At 63.6% G+C, this 20,629-nt stretch carries 23 protein-coding genes; 13 read left to right on the top strand and 10 right to left on the bottom strand.

Annotated features, from left to right (window positions below):
* Positions 1-27: 27 nt before the first annotated feature.
* Positions 28-507: a dihydrofolate reductase gene (locus ACGYK7_RS06580; protein ID WP_394400168.1), complete on the bottom strand. Its 480-nt coding sequence runs from the start codon at positions 505-507 to the stop codon at positions 28-30.
* Complete coding sequence (locus ACGYK7_RS06585; RefSeq protein ID WP_394400408.1) at positions 507-1,340, bottom strand: thymidylate synthase; 834 nt, start codon at positions 1,338-1,340, stop codon at positions 507-509. The genes ACGYK7_RS06580 and ACGYK7_RS06585 overlap by 1 nt, the downstream gene beginning before the upstream one ends.
* Positions 1,341-1,563: 223 nt before the next feature.
* Here ACGYK7_RS06585 and ACGYK7_RS06590 point away from each other — a divergent pair, with 223 nt between their 5' ends.
* Together ACGYK7_RS06590 and ACGYK7_RS06595 are read left to right on the top strand one after the other, a co-directional pair.
* Positions 1,564-1,998, top strand: a complete 435-nt coding sequence (locus ACGYK7_RS06590; protein ID WP_067262125.1) for a VOC family protein — start codon at positions 1,564-1,566, stop codon at positions 1,996-1,998.
* A 105-nt stretch (positions 1,999-2,103) separates the two neighbouring features.
* Positions 2,104-2,847, top strand: a complete 744-nt coding sequence (locus ACGYK7_RS06595; protein WP_394400170.1) for a DUF1194 domain-containing protein — start codon at positions 2,104-2,106, stop codon at positions 2,845-2,847.
* On the opposite strand, the gene ACGYK7_RS06600 is transcribed toward ACGYK7_RS06595, so the two are convergent.
* The 3 genes from ACGYK7_RS06600 to ACGYK7_RS06610 all read right to left on the bottom strand — a co-directional run bounded on the left by ACGYK7_RS06600 (position 2,841) and on the right by ACGYK7_RS06610 (position 4,086).
* A complete protein-coding gene (locus tag ACGYK7_RS06600) occupies positions 2,841-3,341 on the bottom strand; it encodes a MarR family winged helix-turn-helix transcriptional regulator (RefSeq protein ID WP_067262129.1) in 501 nt (166 codons plus the stop codon). The genes ACGYK7_RS06595 and ACGYK7_RS06600 overlap by 7 nt on opposite strands.
* Positions 3,342-3,425: 84 nt before the next feature.
* Positions 3,426-3,692, bottom strand: a complete 267-nt coding sequence (locus tag ACGYK7_RS06605) for a succinate dehydrogenase assembly factor 2 (RefSeq protein ID WP_322328133.1) — start codon at positions 3,690-3,692, stop codon at positions 3,426-3,428.
* Positions 3,685-4,086, bottom strand: coding sequence for a multiprotein-bridging factor 1 family protein (locus tag ACGYK7_RS06610; RefSeq protein ID WP_394400172.1), 402 nt, complete (start codon positions 4,084-4,086; stop codon positions 3,685-3,687). Before ACGYK7_RS06610 ends, ACGYK7_RS06605 begins: the two co-directional genes overlap by 8 nt.
* An 85-nt stretch (positions 4,087-4,171) precedes the next feature.
* Here ACGYK7_RS06610 and ACGYK7_RS06615 point away from each other — a divergent pair, with 85 nt between their 5' ends.
* Positions 4,172-5,374: a pyridoxal phosphate-dependent aminotransferase gene (locus tag ACGYK7_RS06615; RefSeq protein WP_394400174.1), complete on the top strand. Its 1,203-nt coding sequence runs from the start codon at positions 4,172-4,174 to the stop codon at positions 5,372-5,374.
* Positions 5,375-5,385: 11 nt separating this feature from the next.
* On the top strand, positions 5,386-5,787 hold the full coding sequence (locus ACGYK7_RS06620; RefSeq protein ID WP_394400176.1) for a hypothetical protein: 402 nt from the start codon (positions 5,386-5,388) through the stop codon (positions 5,785-5,787).
* A 3-nt stretch (positions 5,788-5,790) separates the two neighbouring features.
* On the opposite strand, the gene ACGYK7_RS06625 is transcribed toward ACGYK7_RS06620, so the two are convergent.
* The gene (locus ACGYK7_RS06625; protein WP_394400178.1) at positions 5,791-7,146 is read right to left on the bottom strand and encodes an MATE family efflux transporter; all 1,356 of its coding nucleotides are present in this window, start codon (positions 7,144-7,146) and stop codon (positions 5,791-5,793) included.
* Between the two features lie 149 nt (positions 7,147-7,295).
* Here ACGYK7_RS06625 and ACGYK7_RS06630 point away from each other — a divergent pair, with 149 nt between their 5' ends.
* From ACGYK7_RS06630 to ACGYK7_RS06655, 6 genes are all read left to right on the top strand, one after another.
* Entirely contained in the window at positions 7,296-8,183 is an 888-nt protein-coding gene (locus ACGYK7_RS06630; protein ID WP_394400180.1) for an alpha/beta fold hydrolase, read from the top strand.
* A 47-nt stretch (positions 8,184-8,230) separates the two neighbouring features.
* The gene (locus ACGYK7_RS06635) at positions 8,231-8,479 is read left to right on the top strand and encodes a hypothetical protein (protein ID WP_067263649.1); all 249 of its coding nucleotides are present in this window, start codon (positions 8,231-8,233) and stop codon (positions 8,477-8,479) included.
* Positions 8,476-8,853: a type II toxin-antitoxin system death-on-curing family toxin gene (locus ACGYK7_RS06640; protein WP_394400182.1), complete on the top strand. Its 378-nt coding sequence runs from the start codon at positions 8,476-8,478 to the stop codon at positions 8,851-8,853. The genes ACGYK7_RS06635 and ACGYK7_RS06640 overlap by 4 nt, the downstream gene beginning before the upstream one ends.
* 96 nt (positions 8,854-8,949) lie before the next feature.
* On the top strand, positions 8,950-10,905 hold the full coding sequence (gene parE / locus ACGYK7_RS06645; RefSeq protein WP_394400184.1) for a DNA topoisomerase IV subunit B: 1,956 nt from the start codon (positions 8,950-8,952) through the stop codon (positions 10,903-10,905).
* Between the two features lie 58 nt (positions 10,906-10,963).
* Complete coding sequence (locus ACGYK7_RS06650; protein WP_394400186.1) at positions 10,964-11,533, top strand: hypothetical protein; 570 nt, start codon at positions 10,964-10,966, stop codon at positions 11,531-11,533.
* 317 nt (positions 11,534-11,850) lie between these two features.
* Positions 11,851-12,528 carry a hypothetical protein gene (locus tag ACGYK7_RS06655; protein ID WP_394400188.1) on the top strand — a complete coding sequence of 226 codons (678 nt, stop codon included), beginning with the start codon at positions 11,851-11,853 and terminating at the stop codon, positions 12,526-12,528.
* 12 nt (positions 12,529-12,540) lie between these two features.
* Here the strand turns inward: ACGYK7_RS06655 and ACGYK7_RS06660 are convergent, their stop codons facing one another.
* The 4 genes from ACGYK7_RS06660 to proS are packed head-to-tail and all read right to left on the bottom strand — an operon-like array spanning position 12,541 to position 16,422.
* The gene (locus tag ACGYK7_RS06660; RefSeq protein ID WP_394400190.1) at positions 12,541-13,224 is read right to left on the bottom strand and encodes an ABC transporter ATP-binding protein; all 684 of its coding nucleotides are present in this window, start codon (positions 13,222-13,224) and stop codon (positions 12,541-12,543) included.
* Positions 13,217-14,512 (bottom strand): lipoprotein-releasing ABC transporter permease subunit, encoded by a 1,296-nt coding sequence (locus tag ACGYK7_RS06665; protein ID WP_394400192.1) that lies wholly within the window; start codon positions 14,510-14,512, stop codon positions 13,217-13,219. The genes ACGYK7_RS06660 and ACGYK7_RS06665 overlap by 8 nt, the downstream gene beginning before the upstream one ends.
* A gap of 54 nt (positions 14,513-14,566) precedes the next feature.
* The gene (locus ACGYK7_RS06670) at positions 14,567-15,073 is read right to left on the bottom strand and encodes a DUF2937 family protein (RefSeq protein ID WP_394400194.1); all 507 of its coding nucleotides are present in this window, start codon (positions 15,071-15,073) and stop codon (positions 14,567-14,569) included.
* 8 nt (positions 15,074-15,081) lie between these two features.
* Positions 15,082-16,422 (bottom strand): proline--tRNA ligase, encoded by a 1,341-nt coding sequence (gene proS, locus ACGYK7_RS06675; protein ID WP_394400196.1) that lies wholly within the window; start codon positions 16,420-16,422, stop codon positions 15,082-15,084.
* 201 nt (positions 16,423-16,623) lie between these two features.
* Here proS and ACGYK7_RS06680 point away from each other — a divergent pair, with 201 nt between their 5' ends.
* The 3 genes from ACGYK7_RS06680 (at position 16,624) to ACGYK7_RS06690 (ending at position 20,624) form a co-directional block, all read left to right on the top strand.
* Entirely contained in the window at positions 16,624-17,706 is a 1,083-nt protein-coding gene (locus ACGYK7_RS06680; RefSeq protein WP_394400198.1) for an AI-2E family transporter, read from the top strand.
* A 1-nt stretch (position 17,707) separates the two neighbouring features.
* Entirely contained in the window at positions 17,708-18,388 is a 681-nt protein-coding gene (locus ACGYK7_RS06685; protein ID WP_394400200.1) for a chromosomal replication initiator DnaA, read from the top strand.
* 61 nt (positions 18,389-18,449) lie between these two features.
* Positions 18,450-20,624 carry an RNA degradosome polyphosphate kinase gene (locus ACGYK7_RS06690; protein WP_394400202.1) on the top strand — a complete coding sequence of 725 codons (2,175 nt, stop codon included), beginning with the start codon at positions 18,450-18,452 and terminating at the stop codon, positions 20,622-20,624.
* Positions 20,625-20,629: the final 5 nt, after the last annotated feature.

Consider the following 20,629-nt stretch of genomic DNA (forward strand, 5'->3'; position numbering starts at 1 on the left):
CGCCGCGCGGCCCATGTCAATGGCCCGTCAGCAGCGGCGCAGCCACTCCCGTGCGATGGCGCGCGGGCCGGTTGTGCGCAGGCAGAGGTTGCCCAACTCGATCCACTCTTCCGGGTCGAATGCGGGAAAGAACGCATCGGCGCCCTCGATCTCCAGATCCACTTCGGTCACCAAAAGCCGATCTGCGAGGGGCAAAAGCGCGCGGTAGATGCCTTCGCCGCCAATGCCGTAGACCCGGCGATAGCCCTCTGCTGCGCAATAGCCCAAGGCGGCTTGCGGGTCGCGCGCCACATGGACACCCTCGACTTCGCCACTGCTAACGACGCAATTCAGCCGGTTTTTCAGTGGCTTAAACGGCAAACTCTCCCAAGTGCGGCGCCCCATAATGATGGCCCCGCCGGTGGTTTCACGCTGAAAAAATTTCAGGTCTTCGGGCAGGGACCAAGGGATATCCCCGTCTTTGCCAATGGCACCGTTGCGGGCGCGGGCGACGATCAGGCTCAGCATCAGACCGCCACCGGCGCTTTGATCGCGGGGTCGGGATCATAGCCCTCGAAGGTGAAATCCTCATAGCGGAAATCAAAGATCGAACTGACCTCGCGGTTGATCCGCAGCTTGGGCAGCGGCTTGGGCGTGCGCGCAAGCTGGGTTTTCACCTGCTCCAGATGGTTGGAATAGATATGCGCGTCGCCCATGGAATGGACGAAATCGCCGGGGGTGTAGCCGGTCACATGGGCCAGCATTTCCAAAAGCAGCGCGTAGGAGGCGATGTTGAAGGGCACGCCAAGGAACATATCCGCCGAGCGTTGGTAAAGCTGCAGATGCAGCTTGCCGCCCGCGATGCGTACCTGCCAGAGCGTATGGCAGGGCGGCAGCGCCATCTGGTCCACCTCGCCGGGATTCCACGCCGAAACGATCAGGCGGCGGCTGTCGGGGGTCTTGCGGATCGCCTCGACCAGTTTGGCGATCTGATCGACCTGCCCGGCCTGATACAGCACTGTGCCATCGGGCTGGGGCATCGGTTCGCCCACCATTGGAAACCGCCGCCACTGGTGGCCGTAAACCGGGCCGAGATCGCCGTTTTCATCGGCCCATTCATCCCAGATGCGAACACCGTTTTCCTTGAGATAGGCGATGTTCGTATCCCCGGCGAGGAACCACAAAAGCTCATGCACGATGGATTTTAGATGCAGTTTTTTCGTGGTGACCAACGGGAAGCCCTCAGCCATTCGGTAACGCTGCTGCATTCCGAAATGAGAGATCGTTCCCGTTCCCGTGCGGTCGGTCGAGGTCACCCCCTGCTCCAGCACTTCGCGCAGCGCATCATGGTACTGTTTCACGCGGGCTTCCTCGTCATTCGTGGCGGTTGCTTCTGCATAGCCTTCCGGGCCCTCGGCCTCAAGCCGGTCAACAGACATTGCCCGCCCACTTTGACACCGGCGGTTTCGCCCCTAAACTCCACCGCGAAGCGCGAAGGGTTGATTTGCTCCGCCCGCTTTGAACGACATTCCAGCTTGGAAGGGGCGGCGCCCCCGTTCAAGCCGGCCAACCAAAGGAAAACCGATGCCCATCAAATACCTGCACACCATGGTGCGCGTGAAAGATCTCGACGCCTCCATCGCATTTTACAAGCTTCTGGGGCTGGTCGAGCGGCGCCGGATCGACAACGAAGGGGGCCGGTTCACGCTGGTTTTCCTCTGCCCGCCGGGCATGGACGACGGTCACGCCGATGTCGAACTGACCTACAATTGGGATGGCGACGATGCGCTGCCCAGCGACAGCCGCCACTTCGGCCACCTCGCCTATACGGTCGAGAATATTTATGAGACCTGCCAGCATTTGCAAGACAACGGCGTGACCATCAACCGCCCGCCGCGCGACGGGCGCATGGCCTTTGTCCGCTCGCCCGACAATATTTCCGTCGAATTGCTGCAAGAGGGGGACGCCCTGCCCGCGCAGGAGCCATGGGCCAGCATGGAAAACACCGGCCATTGGTAAGGGGGGCCTCCGCGCCGCCCCGGCGCAGATGACCGCTGCGCGGGGGGCTTTTCCGCCTCCCGCGCGTGATCCGCGCTTTTCTGATGCCCTGCCGAAGGCAAAGAGATGATCCGCGCCGCCCTTGCCCTGTTTCTCACCCAATTCGGCCCGCAATGGGCCGAGGCCGCCTGCCGGCAGGCACTGGCCTTGGGGCTGGACGTTTCCGGTTCTGTCGATGCGCGGGAGTATCGGTTGCAGTTGGGCGGTGTGGCCGAGGCGCTGGACGATCCGCGCCTGCGGGATGCCCTTCTGGCGCGGCCCGGGCATCACGTCGATCTGATGGTCTATGAGTGGAGCGGGTCCAGCGATCAGCGGGTGATCCTGCCTTGGACGCCATTGCACGATGCCGCCGCGCTTGACGATGCCATCACCCTTCTGCGCAGCACCGAGCGGCGCGCGGCCTCGCCCGGCACCGCCTTGGGCGATGCGATGCAATTCGGCGCGCGGCAGGTGGCGGCGCGCCCCGATTGCCGGAAACACACGCTGGATATCTCCGGCGATGGTATCTCAAACTTCGGGCCGCGGCCCCGGGATATAGGCGACAGTCTGCAGAACCCGCCCCAAGGGCCGCAGGGGCTGACCATCAACGGCTTGGTGATCGGCGCGAAAGACGCGGGCCTTGGTGACAATACGCAGACCGAGCTCGGCGCGCTGGCGTCATACTACCGGACCGAGGTCATCCTCGGCCCCGGGGCATTCGTCGAGATCGCAGAGGGGTTCGAAGACTACGCCCGCGCCATGACGCGAAAACTTCTACGCGAATTGGACGGGCGGGCCTATGCCCATCTCCCCCCTGCCCGCGATCAGTAGATATAGCGGATCTGATCCGTCCAATACCGCTCCATTCGTTTGAGCGAGCGGGTGATATCCTCGATCCCTGCGTCACCCAAGACGCCCTTGCTCTCCATTCCATCGGCATGACGCGAGAAAAGATCGGCGACGACATCGCGGATATAGCGCCCCTTTTCGGTCAGCCGCACACGCACGGAACGGCGGTCGATCTCGCAGCGCTGATGGTGCATATAGCCCATTTCGACCAGCTTCTTGAGGTTGTAGCTGACGTTGCTGCCCTGATAGTAGCCGCGGCTTTTAAGCTCCCCCGCGGTGACCTCATTATCGCCGATGTTGAACAAAAGCAGCGCCTGCACGGCGTTGATTTCCAACACGCCGACACGTTCGAATTCGTCCTTGATCACGTCCAGCAGCAAGCGATGCAACCGCTCGACCAAAGACAGGGACTCAAGATAGCCTGCCATGAAACCCTTTATGGCCATCGGCTGCGTGGCGGGGTCTTGAATGCTCATGCGAAATCTCCGGTTCACTCTGTTTGAACCGGAAACTCGCTAAAAAATCAGAATAATTCGTTAAACCCCTTTGGATTTTCTGAATTAGCCCCGCGCTTCGGCCAATTGCCCGCGAATATCCGCGATCAGAGCCGCGTATTCGGCAGGTGCCTCGGCCTGTCCGCTGACCCAAAGATAGAGGTCGTGGTCATTCTCGTTGAGCATCTGGTCGTAAAGCGTGAGGCCCGCATCGTCCATCTGGGGCAACCGCGCCTCGGCATAGGCCGATAGGATCAGGTCCATCTCCTTGATGCCCCGGCGCATCGAGCGCATTTGCAGGCGTTTGATCCGGTGTTCGGGGGCTTCAGCCATCTGCGGGCTCCGTCATGAGGCGCCGAATGCGCTTTTCCAATTTGCCGACAGTTTCGGCCTTTTTCAGCAGGTCGCTGCGCAGGGCGCGCATATCGGCCAGCACTTCTTCGAGGTCGACACGGCGCGCGGTCTCTCCCGCTTCGGGGGCGTCGACCCCCTCCCCCTCGCCCGTGATCAGCCACATCATCGAGACATTGAGCAGCCCCGCCAGCATCGACAGCCGGTTGGCGCGCGGCTCGGACAGGTCGTTTTCCCAGCCGCGCAGGGTGGCGAGGCGCACGCCCAGCCGTTTGGCCAGCATCGCCTGTGTCATGCCGGTCTGTTCGCGGGCCGCCGCGACCCGGTCGCCAAAGGTGGCGGCCTCGGGGCCGTACCAGTCAATCTCGTCGGTCATGCTTCCTCTCCTGCCAGACACCCTTGCCGGGTGCGGGGACGCCCCCTATGAACGTGGAGATATTCATAAGCAACCCGAGGCTGAAATGGAACTGCTGTCCGCGACCCTTGATCGGGTCAAACCGTCGCCCACCATCGCCGTCACCACCAAAGCGGCAGAACTCAAGGCCGCGGGGCGCGACATCATCGCGCTTGGCGCGGGCGAGCCGGATTTCGACACGCCGCAGAACATCAAGGACGCCGCCGTGGCCGCGATCAACGCGGGCAAGACGAAATACACCCCCGTCGATGGCATCCCCGAGTTGAAACAGGCGATCTGCGCCAAGTTCAAACGCGACAACGGGCTGGATTACACGCCCGCGCAGGTCAGTGTCGGCACGGGGGGCAAGCAGATCCTCTACAACGCGCTGATGGCGACGATGAACCCCGGCGAAGAGGTCGTGATCCCCGCGCCCTATTGGGTCAGCTACCCCGACATGGTGCTCTTGGCGGGCGGCACGCCGGTCATTGCCCCCGCGACGCTGGAGAACGACTTCAAGCTCACCCCCGAGGCGCTGGAAGCGGCGATCACGCCGAAAACCAAATGGTTCATCTTCAACTCCCCCTCGAACCCCACCGGGGCGGGCTACAGCCGCGACGAGCTGAAGGCGCTGACTGACGTGCTGATGCGCCATCCGCATGTCTGGGTGATGACCGACGACATGTATGAGCATCTCGCCTACGACGGGTTCGAGTTCTGCACGCCGGCAGAGGTGGAACCCGCGCTCTACGACCGCACGCTGACGGTCAACGGCGTGTCGAAAGCCTATGCCATGACCGGCTGGCGCATCGGCTATGCCGCGGGGCCGGAAAAGCTGATCGGTGCGATGCGCAAGATCCAGTCGCAAAGCACCTCGAACCCCTGCTCGGTCAGCCAATGGGCCGCCGTCGAGGCGCTGAACGGCACGCAGGATTACATCGCCGAGAACAACGCCACCTTCGTGCGGCGGCGCAACCTGGTGGTCGAGATGCTCTCGGCCATTGAGGGCATCACCTGCCCCACGCCTGAGGGGGCGTTTTACGTCTACCCCTCCATCGCCGGGCTGATCGGCAAGACTTCGGCGGCGGGCACCAAGATCACGGATGACGAGGCTTTCGCCACCGCTTTGCTTGAGGAGACCGGCGTTGCGGTCGTATTTGGCGCGGCCTTCGGGCTTTCGCCAAATTTCCGGGTCAGCTACGCTACCTCGGATGAGGCGCTGAAAGAGGCGTGCAGCCGCATCCAGAGCTTCTGCGCCGGGCTGACGTAAGGGACAACACCATGGCGGGCGATCTTCCCGACTATTACTTCAGGGTCCGCGAGAATGGCGCGGCGGTGTTTCGGCTGGATGCCGCGAACCGCCAGCGCCGGATCGAGATGGAGCAGATCGCCGTGGTCAACATCCGCAACGGAGAGGTGAAGCCCCATGGGCAGCACCGTCTGACCGAAGGCGATCAGACCGAGATTGCCCGCTGGACCAAGGCCCGCCGCGAAACCCTTGCGGCGCGCGAGATCGACGACATCCGCCGCGCGGTGGAACATCTGAACCTCACCACCCAATGGGCGCAGTCCCGCGCCACGGATGCCGAGCTTGAGGCGGTGACGGATGAGTTGCTGCTCGCCATGCACGACCTGCGCAGCACGCTGGTGCGCAAAAAGGCGGATCGGATGGACCGGGGCTGAGGCCTAAAATGCCAACCGCTTGACGATCACGCCCCAGAAACGCGCATTCAGCAGCAGCCCGGCCACCGCCAGCCCCGCCACCAGACCGGCCCAGATGCCCATGGCCCCGAAGCCCAGCACAAAGCCCAGCAGGTAGGAACAGGGCATGCCGACGATCCAATAGCTGACCGCGGCCATGACCATCGGCACTTTGGTATCCTGCACCCCGCGCAACAGCCCAAGAGCCACCACCTGCGCCCCATCGACCAGTTGGAACAGGGCCGCCATCACCAGAAGGCCGGTGCCAATGGCAAGGATTTCGGCCCGCGCCGGCTCATCCTCTTGCATGAAGACCGAGATCAGCGGCTCGGGCCAGCCGACAAAGCCGACCATGGTGAGCAGCGCAAAGACCAGCGACAGCACGGTCACGATCACCGCGCCGCGCTTCATATGCGGCACGTCGCGGCGGCCATAGGCATTGCCCGCGCGGATCGTGGCGACATTGCTCAGCCCCAGATGCACCATGAAGGTCAGCGAGGCGAGTTGAATGGCAATCCCATGCGCCGCCAGCGGGATCGTCCCCAGCCAGCCCATCATCAGCGAGGAGGCGGCGAAAAGGCCGACTTCGCTCAGCGTGGTCAAGCCGATCGGCAGCCCCAGCGTGAACACCCGCAACAACATCTGCCCGTCCACTCGCCAGAGCCGCAGGAACAAGCTGTGCTGCGGCAGGGCGATCAGCACATAGATCACCACCCCGATCAACGAGACGCATTGCGTCGTGACCGAGGCGACCGCCGCGCCCATCACGCCAAGCTCCGGCGCGCCCCAGTTGCCGAAGATCAGCGCGTAATTTGCCAGCGCATTGACCCCGGCGGCCAGCAGGGTGATCCAGAGCACCACCTGCGTGCGCTCCAAGGCGGCGAGGTAGGATTTCAGCACCATCACCAAAAGCGCGGGCAGAATGCCCCAGCCCGCCACCTTGAGGTAATCGCCCGCCCGGTCGGCAAGGTTCGGCCCCTGCCCCAAAAGGTCGAGCACCGCGGGCGACCAGATCATCGCGGGCAGCGCGATCATGGCGAACCCTACCGAGAGCCACAGCCCCATGCGCGTGGCGCGGCGCAGGCCGATCTCGTCATCTTCGGCGTCATAGGCGGCCACCAAGGGCATCACCGCCATGGCAAAACCCGAGCCAAAGATGAAGAGCACGAAGAAATAGGTGCTGCCCAAGACCACCGCCGCCAGCGCCTCGACCGAATACCAGCCGAGCATCACGGTGTCGGTCACCCCGATCGCCATCTGTGCCAGATGCCCGCCGATCAGCGGCAGGCCAAGTGTCAGGATCGCCCGGACGTGATTGCGGTTGGTCATTGTCTTGGTCATGACACGAGCCTTACGCCGGGCCGCTGCAAAGGGGAAGTGCGGTTTTTACGCTCTGCCATGGGTTTGCGCGGTGTCGATGCCACTGTTTTGCCATGAAATCCTTGCGCCCCCGGCCCTTAACGGCAAAGCTGATGACAGGAGGGCTCGCGATGGAACCGACACGGACCGAAACCCGCCGATTGAACGGTCAGGAGATTTTCATTCGCCACTGGGGCGATGAAAGCCTGCCGCCGTTGTTGATGCTTCACGGCTTTCCCGAATATGGCGGCGCTTGGCGTGATCTGGCCCCCCTACTGTGCCAAGGCTTCCATTGCATCGCCCCCGACCAACGCGGCTATGGCCAAAGCAGCGCGCCCGAAGGGATCGAACCCTATGCCATGGCGCATCTCATGGCCGATATGGCCGCCCTGATCGGCGACAGGCCGGTGACCCTCTTGGCGCATGACTGGGGCGCCTCCGTGGGTTACGCTTTGGCGATGTTCCGGCCTGAGCTGGTGGCCCGGCTGATCGTGCTCAACGGCGTGCATCCCGTGCCGTTTCAGCGCGCCATGGCCGCAGGCGGCGCGCAGTCGCGCGCTTCGCAGTATATCAATGCCCTGCGCGCCGAAGGCAGCGCGGTGCGGCTGGCGCGGGACGATTTCGCGGGCCTGCTCGACCTCTTTTCCGCGAATATGGATCTAAGCTGGCTGACGCCCGCGCGGCTTGAAGACTACCGCGCGGAATGGGGGCGGCCGGGGCGGCTCAGGGCGATGATCAACTGGTATCGCGCCTCCCCCCTGCAAGTCGCCGCGCCAGACAAGCCCCTACGCGACCTGCCAGAGTTCCCGGTCGACCGTTTGCGCGTCTCCTGCCCACATTTGCTGATTTGGGGAACGCAGGACACCGCCCTTCTGCCCGAAGCCACCGCCGGGTTGGAGGCTTTCGCGCCAGACCTCACGCGGGTCGAGATCGAAGGGGCGGATCATTGGCTGCACCATCAAAAGCCATCGGAGGTCGCGGCGGCGGTGCTCGACTGGTGTGGGCAGCGGCGCTTGTAAAATGGGTGAAATAATGTATATTCGTATATGCATTCAGGAGCCGCACCATGACCCGCATTCATACCAACCACATCGCCACCATGACCGAAATGCGCGAGCCGCATAAGGTGTTGGAACGCTCGGGCGGCAAGCCCGTGGCGGTGATGAAGAACTCGCGCTGCGTGGGCTATTTCGTGCCGGCCGAGGCGACGTTGCAAGAAGAGCCGCGCGTGGCCACGTTGGATGAAGTGATGGAGAGCATTGCCGCGACCCGTGAGCAAACCCAGCCCGTGCTCGACTACCTTAAAGACAAATGACCTATGTCCTGCTGAACGCCGAGCTTGTCGAAACGATTCACGATGCCGTCTTGAACCCCGGCGAACTAGCTGGTCGGGCGCTTGATAAATCTCTCGATGGGGCACTGGCCCGCGTGGACAATAGGCTGGTCTACGGGATGATCGCGGATAGCTTCGATCTTGCCGCCGCCTATTGCGTCGCCGTGGCCACCGGTCATGTCTTCAACGATGCGAACAAACGCACCGCCTATAAAACCATGATCGTCTGCCTCCACCTTAATGGCATCCGCATCGCCCACGAAACCATCGAAGCGGGCGATCTGATCCGCGACGTGGCCCAAGGCCGCATCGACGAAGAGACCCTCGCCGCTTGGCTGCGCGCCAAAGCTGGCTGACCGGGGCAAAACCGCAGCCCAAGGCAAACCCGCGATTGCCCCCGGCGCGTGGGGCTGTCAAAATGGCCCCCACCCACAAACAAAGAGCAGGCCCGCATGACCGACCTTCTTTCCGGCCAGGAACCCACCGAATACGATGCCTCCTCCATCGAAGTGCTGGAGGGGCTGGAGCCCGTCCGCAAGCGCCCCGGCATGTATATCGGCGGCACCGATGAACGCGCGCTCCACCACATGGTGGCCGAGGTGCTCGACAACTCGATGGACGAGGCGGTCGCGGGCCATGCCAACCGGATCGAGGTGGAGCTGAACGCCGATTATTCGGTCACCATCCGCGACAATGGCCGCGGCATCCCGATCGACCCGCACCCGAAGTTCCCAGACAAATCCGCGCTGGAGGTGATCCTCTGCACGCTGCACGCGGGGGGCAAATTCTCGGGCAAGGCCTATCAGACCTCGGGCGGTCTGCACGGCGTCGGCGCCTCGGTCGTGAACGCGCTGTCGGATTCCATGGTGGTGCAGGTCGCGCGCAACCGCGAGCTGTTCGAGCAGCGGTTCTCGCGCGGCATCCCGCAGGGCCCGGTGGAGAAGATCGGCGCGGCGCCCAACCGGCGCGGCACCACCGTCACCTTCCACGCTGACGAACAGATTTTCGGCGCGCATCGGTTCAAGCCAGCGCGGCTTTTGAAAATGGTCCGCTCCAAGGCCTATCTCTTCTCCGGTGTCGAGATCCGCTGGAAATCCGAGATCGAGGATGGCGACACGCCGATGGAGGCGACCTTCCACTTCCCCGGCGGTCTTGCCGACTATCTGCGCGAGACGTTGGGCAAGGCCACCACCTATGCCGAGAACCCCTTTGCCGGAACGGTCGAGTTCCAGGAGCGTTTCGGCGTGCCGGGCAAGGTGGAATGGGCGATCAACTGGACGCCTGCGCGCGACGGTTTCATCCAGTCCTATTGTAACACCGTCCCCACGCCCGAGGGCGGCACCCATGAGAGCGGCTTCTGGGCTGCGATCCTCAAGGGCATCCGCGCCTATGGCGAGCTTGCGAACAACCGCAAGGCCAAGGACATCACCCGCGACGACCTAATCACCGGGGGTTGTGCGCTGGTGTCCTGCTTCATCCGCGAGCCGGAGTTCGTCGGCCAGACCAAGGACCGTCTCGCCACCACCGAGGCGCAGCGTCTGGTCGAGAACGCGGTGCGCGACCATTTCGACAACTGGCTGGCGGCGGATACGAAATCCGCGGGCGCGATCCTCGACTTTTTGGTCCTGCGCGCCGAGGAGCGGATGCGTCGCAAGCAGGAAAAAGAGACCGCCCGCAAATCCGCCACCAAGAAACTGCGCCTGCCCGGCAAGCTGACCGATTGCACCAGCAAGTCGCGCGAGGGCACCGAGCTTTTCATCGTCGAGGGCGACAGCGCCGGCGGCTCCGGCAAGGGCGCGCGCAACCGTGAGAAACAGGCGCTGCTGCCGCTTAAGGGCAAGATCCTCAACGTGCTCGGCGCGGCCTCGAGCAAGCTGTCGACCAATGCCGAGATCAATGACCTTTGCGAGGCGCTCGGCGTTGGCATGGGCACGAAGTTCAACCTCGACGATCTGCGCTACGATAAGATCATCATCATGACCGACGCCGACGTCGACGGCGCGCATATCGCCTCGCTCTTGATGACCTTCTTCTTCACCCAGATGCGTCCACTGATTGACGCAGGCCACCTGTACCTTGCCTGCCCGCCGCTGTTCCGCCTCACCCAAGGCGCCAAGCGGGTCTATTGCCTTGATGAGGCGGAGAAGAACTTGTGGCTGGAGAAGGGCTTGGGCGGCAAAGGCAAGATCGACGTGAGCCGCTTCAAGGGTCTGGGCGAGATGGACGCGAAGGACCTGAAAGAGACCACGATGGACCCCGCGACCCGCAAGCTCATCCGCGTGACAGTGGACGAGGACGTGCCGGGCGAGACCGGGGATCTGGTCGAGCGGCTGATGGGGAAGAAGCCGGAGATGCGGTTTGCGTATATTCAGCAGAACGCGCAGTTTGTGGAGGAGTTGGATGTTTGAGGGGGCCTATTGCGGTCTTACACAGCTTGTAGGGTTTCTTGTTTTTTAGAGGTTTTCTATGGATAGCGTTTCTATTGCGTTTGAGTTGATGGCGATTGAACTAGATGCCGAAGAGGATAATCTGAATTCGGCAGGCTCCGAGAGCTTTCATAATTCAGATTACGAGATGGCTCAGTCCTATGTGGAGAAAGGCAAGGCACTCCACATTTTTCGGCAACGGGTCCAAGACTTGGCCGAAGAATGGAAACAGAAGTTTGCGGAAGACTTTCCAAATGAAGTAGTTCCAGACGAGCTTCAGAAAGCCCGCAAGATCATTATGGCTGGCACGAAGTCCCAGAAAACCTCGCTAATGGTAAGGTTTCCGAATGGAAAAACCTTCGCGGAGTTAAAAGCATCAGAGACTTTCGCGTTGGTTATACGGGAAATTGGCTTTGACCCGGTGGCTGACTTGGGCCTCACTGTAAATAGGGAGCCTCTAATCTCCCGATTGCCCTCAGAAAAATACAACGATGTCGCTATAGACGGGTACTTCGTTAAGACACATAGCAGCACACAGGCAAAGAAGCGGTTATTGGAACATATTTCACGCTCATTAGATTGTGACCTCTCGGTTAGAATCATTTCATAAATCGTTGGTGACTTAAGCGAGGCTCTGATTAATCACCCCGCCCGGGACCCCGTCCCGGGCCGCGCCTGTCCGGGGCTCCGCCCGTTCAGACCTCAAACTCTCCCCCGGAGAGTTTGCGAGACGGTCTTCACCCTCCCCCACGGGGAGGGCGCACATGCGGGCACCCCGCGGCTTGCGCCGCCCTCCGGGCTGGAAAGGTCCACTGGACCTTTTCCAAGTAGCCCTCCGGCCCGAGGTCGGGCGCGGCCCTGCCGATGCGCAAGCGGCTTCCAAACTTCCCCCTTGATCCCCCGCCTTCCCCGCGCCTAACTCATCCCATGATCCGCGCACTTCTCCTCCTGCTCCTCCTCACCGCCTGCGGTCGGCCGCTGACCGAGAACGAACGCGCCTATCTTGCCACCCTCCACGGCGCCTCGGTCGAATACGACCGCGTACGCCTCTATGACGGTGCCCCCACCCGCGCGGTCACCTTCAAGCGCAAGCCGCGCCCGCGCACCACCTGCCGCGAGCGCATCCTGCCGCCGCAGGTGGGCGATACCGTCACCTCGAAACCCGCCGCCGTGGCGCTGTTCAACCACGTGCTCTTCGACAAGGACTGGTACCTCGAGGACTACCTGCCCGATTACCCCGACCGCATTGGCCTCATCGCCGCCATGCTGCTGGCGCATGAGATCACCCATGTCTGGCAATGGCAGAACCGCCGTCTCACCGGCTATTCGCCCCTGCGCGCGGCCTCCGAGCAGTTCACCAGCCCGGACCCCTATCTCTTCGAGGTGGACACCAAGCCGCGCTTCCTCGATTTCGGCTACGAGCAGCAAGGCTCGATCGTGGAGGAATTCGTCTGTTGCCGCGCGCTGGACCCGCAGGCGCCGCGCACCAAGCGGCTGCATGCGATGCTCTCGGAGGTCATGCCCGTCGCCCCCCTGCCCCAGAGCCGCCCGAGCGACGTGGGCCTGCCCTGGGACAGGGTCGAGTTAGAAAACATCTGCGGCTAGGTCAGAACCGTTTCAGACCGGCACCAAGTGCCCCGCCTCGAGCCGGATCTGACGGTCCATCCGGGCCGCCAGTTCGAGGTTATGCGTGGCGATCACCGCCGCCAGCCCGGTGCCGCGCACCAACGCCATGAGCGCGCCGAAGACCTGATCCGAGGTCGAGGGGTCGAGGTTGCCGGTGGGCTCGTCCGCGAGCAGCAGCCGCGGCGCATTGGCCAGCGCGCGGCAGAAGGCCACCCGCTGCTGCTCGCCACCCGACATGGCAGCGGGGCGGTGATCGGCGCGCTCGGCGATGCCGACCTCAGCCAGAAGCTCCCGCCCCCGCGCCTCGGCGTCCTTGCGTGCGACGCCATTGGCGAGCTGCGGCAGCACGATGTTTTCCAGCGCCGTGAACTCGGGGAGAAGGTGGTGGAACTGGTAGATGAAGCCCACGTCGGCGCGGCGCAGGGCCGTGCGGCGGCGGTCGCTCTGGCCCGTCAGGTCATCGCCCGCGATCTCCACCGTGCCGCTGTCGGCGGTGTCGAGAAGCCCCGCGATATGCAGCAGCGTCGACTTGCCCGCCCCCGAGGGGGCGACCAGCGCCACCACCTCGCCGGGGGCGACGGTAAGGTCGATCCCGCGCAGCACCTGCACCTCGTTGGGCTTGCCGGGGTTGTAGGACTTTGAAATGCCGCTCAGGCGCAGGACGGGATCATTCATAACGCAGGGCCTCCACCGGGTTCATCCGCGCCGCGCGGCGGGCGGGAAAGATCGTGACGACGAAGGACAGGCCGAGCGACAGCGCCACGGCCGAGAGCACATCGCCCAGTTGCAGTTTCGCGGGCAGGAAATAGATGCCGCGGATCGAGGCGTCCCATGCCGTGCCGCCGCTGAGGTAGTTCACGAAGGCGAAGATCTGGTCGACGTAAGTGGCAAAGAGCACCCCCAGCACGACGCCCGCGATTGTGCCGATGATGCCGGTAAAGGCCCCGCAGATGAAGAACACCCGCAGCACCGAGCCTTCGCTCAGCCCCATCGTGCGCAGGATGCCGATGTCGCGACCCTTGTTCTTGACCAGCATGATCAGTCCCGAAACGATGTTCATCGCCGCGATCAGCACCAATACGCTCAGGATCACGAACATCACCCGGTCCTCGATGTCGAGCGCCGAGAGGAAGGAGCCCGAGGCGTCGCGCCATGTCCAGACCTGCGCGCGCTCACCCGCCGCCTGCATCAGCGCAGGCGCCATGGCGTCCACCCCCTCGGGGTCTTCGACCATGACCTCCAGTTCATCGGCCACGCCTTCGCGGTTGAAAAAGCTCTGCGCCTCGGCAATTGGTAGGTAAACCCGTGTCTTATCAATGTCGTAGCGCCCGGCGGAGAAGATATAGACCACCTCATAGGCATTGACGCGCGGGCTGGTGCCAAAGGCGGTCTTGACCCCGTTGGGCGAGATCAGTTTGACGCTATCGCCGACCTGCACGCCCAAGGCCTGCGCCACGCCGCTCCCGATGGCCATGCCCTCTTCAAAACGCGTGATGTCACCGAAAGAGCGCTCTGAGGGTTGGATGCCGGGGATGGTCATCAAATCGTCCGAGGCGATGCCGAAAACCTCGACGCCCGCGTTGGACTGGCGGCGGTTGGCCATGACCTGCTGGCGCACCAGCGGGGCCACGCGCGTGACGCCTTCGACGGCTGCCACCCGCTCGGCCATCGCCTCGTAATCACCAATGGTGCGGTCGATCTGGCCGTTGGGCTGTACCTCCCCCATCGTGTAGACGGTGACATGGGCATTGGCACCGAGGATCGTGTCGACGAACTCGGCGCGGAAGCCCGAGCGGACCGAGAGTGTCGCGATCAGCGCGAAGACCGCCAGTGTGATGCCGATGAGGCTGATCCACGTCATGACACTGACGCCCCCTTCGGCGCGGCGGGCGCGCAGGTAGCGCCAAGCGATCATCCATTCAAAGGCCGCGAATGGGGCGGTGCGTGTGGGTTTGCTGGCCATGCGGGAAGGCTCCGGTCTGAGGTGCGCGCAACCTGAGGCTTTGCCCCAGAAGGGTCAAGAACGCAATGCCTGGCGGCGGCGGAAGCGCGCGGGCCAACTGGGCAGCCACAGCAGCAGGCGGGTGAGACTGGCCCCTGTGATGAACCCCAAACCGGCGAAGAGCCATTCGGCACGGCTGCGCGGGGCGGTGGGGGCAAAACCCTGCCGCGTCGCCCGCAAAGCTTCGGCATCCGGGCTGCGCCACAGCAGATAGCTGCGCAGGAACGGGCCTGCCGACCGGAGCCGTGGCACTGCGGCCTCAAGCCTTCTATGCCGTTCGAAGTTGCGGCGCAGGTCCAAGCCCCGGCGCTCCAGCAGCGCCGATCCGCGCAGCCGCGCTATGGCTTCTTCCCGGTTGAGCCCTGCGGCCTGCGCAGACGCATCGAAATCCGCCACCACATTGGCGAGGCGCTGCTCCGCCGCCTCGAGCTGAAACACATAGGCCCGGGTGACCCCCGGGCCTTGTGCGGCAATGCCTGCGCTTACGATCCCACCGGCCAATGTTAGCGCCCGCAGGATCATCGCGGGCCTCAGACGATACCGGCGTAGATCTTGGCGATCTTCTCAACCGCCTGTTCGGGCGGCAGCTCTTCGCTTTCGCCCGTGCGGCGGCTGGTCAATTCAACCACGCCGTTCTTCAACCCGCGTGGGCCGACGGTGATGCGCCACGGCAGACCGATGAGGTCCATCGTGGCGAACTTCATCCCCGCCCCGCCCTTGCGGTCGTCATAAAGCGGATCGAGGCCCAGCGCCTTGAAGCTGTTGTAAAGCGCGTCGCAGGCGGCATCAGCCTCCGCATCGCCCTGTTTGAGGTTCACGATCCCCGCGTGGAAGGGGGTCACCCCCTCGGGCCAGATGATGCCCTTGTCGTCATGGCTGGCCTCGATGATCGCGCCCAGCAGGCGGCTGACGCCGATGCCGTGGCTGCCCATATGCACCGGCACCTGTTTGCCGTCCGGCCCCTGCACCTTGGCGTTCATCGCGTCGGAATATTTGGTGCCGAAATAGAAGATTTGCCCCACTTCGATGCCGCGCGCGCTGCGCTGGCGTTCTTCCGGCACCTGCGCGAAAACCTCCGGGTCGTGGGTCTCATCGGTGCGGGCGTAGCGCGAGGTGAACTCCTCCAGCACCGCGCGGCAGGCGTCGTGATCATTGGGGTCGATCTCGCGGTTGCCAAAGGTCAGATCGGTGATCTCGCTGTCGTAGAAAACCTCCGACTCGCCCGTTTCGGCCAGCACGAGGAACTCATGCGTGTCATCGCCACCGATGGGGCCAGAGTCGGCGCGCATCGGGATCGCTTGCAGCCCCATCCGCTCATAGGTGCGCAGATAGCTGACCAGATGGCGGTTATAGGCGTGCAGCGCATCCTCTTTGGTGAGGTCGAAGTTGTAGCCGTCCTTCATCAGGAACTCACGCCCCCGCATCACGCCGAAACGCGGGCGGATTTCGTCACGGAATTTCCACTGGATGTGGTAGAGCGTCAGCGGCAGGTCTTTGTAAGAGCCGACATGGCTGCGGAAGATGTCGGTGATCACCTCCTCGTTGGTGGGGCCATAGAGCATGTCCCGGTCCTGCCGGTCGCGAATGCGCAGCATTTCGGGGCCATAGGCGTCATAGCGGCCCGATTCCTTCCACAGGTCCGCCGATTGCAGCGTCGGCATCAGCATCGGGATATGGCCCACGCGCTGCTGCTCTTGGTGCACGATCTCTTCGACCTTGCGCAGCACCTTGTAGCCCAGCGGCAGCCAAGAGTAGATCCCCGCGCTGGATTGCTTGATCATCCCCGCCCGCAGCATCAACCGGTGGCTGACGATCTGCGCCTCGGCAGGGTTTTCCTTCAGCACGGGCAGAAAATATTGGGACAGACGCATGGTGTTTCCTCATTGACGCATTGCCCCCTGACTAGTGCATGTCAAAGGGCGAGACAATCACATCGCTGAGGTCTGGCGGCCCGCCGGGCCAGTTCCACCACGCCCCCGTTCCGCGCCTCTGACGCGCGCGCCACCCGCAGCCAAGGCTTGAAACGAAACGCCACATGGGCGATGTGATGGCATTCCCTGCCGGAGAGCGCCATGGCCCTGCCAATCAGAGACCAATTGAAATACTGGGGCATCGCGGCAGCGGTGTTCATGGTGGCGCTGTGGTTCATCGGCGATGTGATGCTGCCCTTCCTGCTGGGCGGGGCGATTGCCTATTTTCTCGACCCCGTGGCCGACCGGCTGGAGCGTTTGGGGCTCAGCCGCACCATGGCCACCGCCGTCATCACCGTGGTGGCGCTTTTGGTCTTTGTGCTGATGGCGCTTTTGGTGATCCCGACGCTGGTCAACCAAACCGTGAACCTAATCGAGACGGCACCCAAGCTGACCCGTAATTTCACCGATTTCATCACCGATCGCTTCCCGTCGATTCTGGACGACGATTCGACCCTGCGCACCTCGCTCACGACACTGGGGACCACGATTCAGGAACGCGGCGGGCAATTGCTGCAAACCGCGCTGGCCTCCTTTGCCTCGCTGATCAACGTCCTGCTCTTGTTCGTCATCGTCCCGGTGGTCGCGGTGTACCTGCTGCTCGATTGGGACCGTATGGTCGCCGCGATCGACCGGCTGCTGCCGCGTGACCACGCGCCGACGATTCGCCAATTGGCGCGCGAGATCGACGCGACGCTGGCCTCGTTCGTGCGCGGCATGGGCACGGTCTGCCTGATCCTTGGCACCTATTACGCCGTGGCGCTGATGCTGGTGGGGCTGCAATTCGGCCTCGTCGTCGGCTTTGTCGCGGGGCTGGTGACCTTCATCCCCTACCTCGGCGCGTTGATCGGCGGGGCGCTGGCGATCGGTCTGGCATTGTTCCAATTCTGGGGAGATTGGCTTTCCATCGGTCTCGTCGCGGGCATCTTCGTGCTGGGCCAAGTGGTCGAGGGCAACCTGCTGACGCCAAAGCTCGTGGGCAACTCGGTCGGGCTGCATCCGGTCTGGCTGCTGCTGGCGCTGTCGGTATTCGGCACGCTTTTCGGCTTCGTGGGCCTTTTGGTCGCAGTGCCCGTGGCCGCCGCCATCGGCGTGATCGCGCGTTTCGCCACGGCACGCTACCGCGAAAGCGTGCTCTACAAAGGCCGCGAGCCTGAAACGACCGTCGACGAGGACATCCGCTAACATGGCCCACCAACTCGGGTTGAACCTGCCCAGCCGAACGGCTCTGGGCCGCGACGCTTTCTTTGTCGCGCCTTCCAACGCCATGGCCATGGCGATGATCGACGGCTGGCGCGGTTGGGCGGGCGGCAAGCTGGCGCTGACCGGGCCGCAAGGCTCGGGCAAGACCCATCTGACGCATGTTTGGGCAGACCTTTCGGGCGCGCGGATCATCGGCGCGGCGGATCTGCTGGAGGCCGACATTCCCGCCCTCGCCCGTGCTCCCGTGGCCGTGGAGGACGTGCATCTGATCGCCGGGGACGCGGCGGCGCAAACGGCGCTCTTTCATCTGCACAACCTCGTCCTGGCCGAGGGGCAGGCGCTGCTGCTCACCGGCACCGGGCCGGTGGCGCATTGGGGGCTGAGCCTGCCCGATCTGGTCAGCCGGATGCGTGGCGCCACGATGGTCGAGATGGAGGCGCCCGACGATGCGCTGCTCTCGGCCCTGCTGGTCAAACTGCTGGCCGACCGGCAGTTGACGCCCAAACCGGAACTGATCAACTACCTCATGACGCGAATGGACCGGTCCTTTGCCGCTGCCATCGCGCTGGTGGACCGGCTGGATGCCGCCAGCCTTGCGCAGAAGCGCCCCCTGACCCGCGCACTGGCCGCGCAGGTGCTGGACATCGCCCCGCCGCGCACGTGATACTGGAATAATTAACGCAAGCCTTCGCAAACCCGTTACATTCCAATGTCATGAGGCCCGCATGACCCAAGCCGATTTCCTGCAAGCTCCCTTTCCGCCCGCCACCGATCTCCCCGATCTCGACACCGCCGGGCCGGGCCGGTTCTTTAACCGTGAGCTAAGCTGGCTCGACTTCAACTGGCGGGTGCTGGAAGAGGCCGAGAACCCGCGCGTGCCGCTGTTGGAGCGGCTGCGCTTCCTGTCGATTTCGGCGACCAATCTGGATGAATTCTATACCGTGCGCGTGGCGGGCCTGCGCGAGCTTGCGCAGGCGGGCAACACCACCGCCGCCGCCGATGGGCTCAGCCCCGGTGAGCAACTGGTGCTGATCAACGAAGACGCGCGCAATCTGATGTTGTCCCAGCAGCGCGTACTGGTCGACCTCATGGCCGAGATGGACGCGCAGAACATCATGCTGGAGCGCACCGCCGACCTGAGCGAGGCCGATTACAAATATCTCGAAGGGGTCTTCCTCAACCAAGTCTTCGCCGTGCTGTCACCGCTGGCCATCGACCCCGCGCACCCCTTCCCCTTCATTCCCAACACCGGCTACGCGCTGGCGCTGCAACTGGAACGGACCCGCGACAAGCGCCCGCTGCAGGCGCTGCTGCCGATCCCGGCACAGATCGACCGTTTCGTGCGCCTGCCCGCCCCCGATGGCTGCCTGCGTTACCTGCCGCTCGAAGACCTGCTGATCATTAATACCCCCAACCTCTTTCCGGGTTACAAACTCAAGGCGCATTTCGAATTCCGCGTGCTGCGTGACAGCGATCTTGAGGTCGAGGACGAGGCCGAAGACCTCGTGCGGGAATTCGAGGTCGCCCTGAAACGCCGCCGCCGGGGCGAGGTCGTGCGCCTGACCCATTCCGCAGGCGCGCCGGAAAAGTTGAAATCCGTCGTCATGCGCGAGCTTTGCGTGCGCCCCCAAGACGTGATCGAGCTCGATGGCATGTTGGGCATCGCCGACCTGTCGAAGCTGGTGACCGACGCACGGCCAGACCTGCTCTGGCCGCAGTTCACCCCGCGCGTGCCTGAGCGGGTCAGCGACCATGACGGCGACATGTTCGCGGCGATCCGGCAGAAAGACATGCTGCTGCACCACCCTTACGAGACCTTCGACATGGTGGTGCGTTTCCTTGCCCAAGCGGCGCGCGACCCGGATGTAGTGGCGATCAAACAGACGCTCTACCGCACCTCGCGCGACAGCCCCATCGTCAGCGCGCTTTGCGAGGCAGCGGAGGATGGCAAATCGGTCACCGCGCTGGTCGAGCTGAAGGCCCGCTTTGACGAGGCCGCCAACATCCGCCAATCGCGCCGATTGGAACGGGCGGGCGCGCATGTGGTCTACGGTTTTCTCGACCTCAAGACCCACGCCAAGATCTCGACCGTGGTGCGGCGCGAGGGCGACCAACTGGTGACCTATACCCACTACGGCACCGGCAACTACCACCCGATCACCGCGCGGATTTATACGGACCTGTCGCTCTTCACCTGCGACTCGAGCCTTGGGCGCGATGCGACGAAAGTGTTCAATTTCCTGTCGGGCTACGCCCCGCCGGAACAGTTGGAAAACCTCGCCATCTCCCCCACGACGCTGAAGCCGCGCCTGCTTGAGATGATCCGCGCCGAGGCCGAACATGCCCGCGCCGGGCGCCCCGCCGTGATCTGGGCCAAGATGAACGCGCTGATCGACGCCGAAGTGATCGACGCGCTGTATGACGCGAGCCAAGCGGGGGTGGAAATCAGCCTCGTCATTCGTGGCATCTGCGGGCTGCGCCCCGGTGTGAAGGGGCTGTCGGACAACATCCGCGTCAAATCCATCATCGGGCGTTTTCTGGAGCACAGCCGCATTGTCTGCTTCGGCAATGGCCACGGGTTGCCGCATAAAAAGGCGCGGGTCTTCATGTCTTCCGCCGATTGGATGGGCCGCAACTTGAACCGCCGGGTCGAGACATTGGTCGAGATCGAGAACCCCACCGTCAAGGCCCAGATCACCAGCCAGATCATGGCGGCCAATCTGGCTGACGTGGCGCAAAGCTGGGTCATGGGGCCGGATGGCAAATTCACCCGCCCGGCGATCCCCGAAGGCACTTTCGCCTTCAACTGCCACCGCTTTTTCATGGAAAACCCCTCGCTTTCGGGCCGGGGCAGCGCCGGGGCCTCGGATGTGCCCAAGCTGACCCATACCGAGGATTGACCGGC

Origin of the sequence: Sulfitobacter sp. 1A15299 (assembly GCF_043556915.1) — a bacterium.
GTDB lineage: Bacteria > Pseudomonadota > Alphaproteobacteria > Rhodobacterales > Rhodobacteraceae > Sulfitobacter.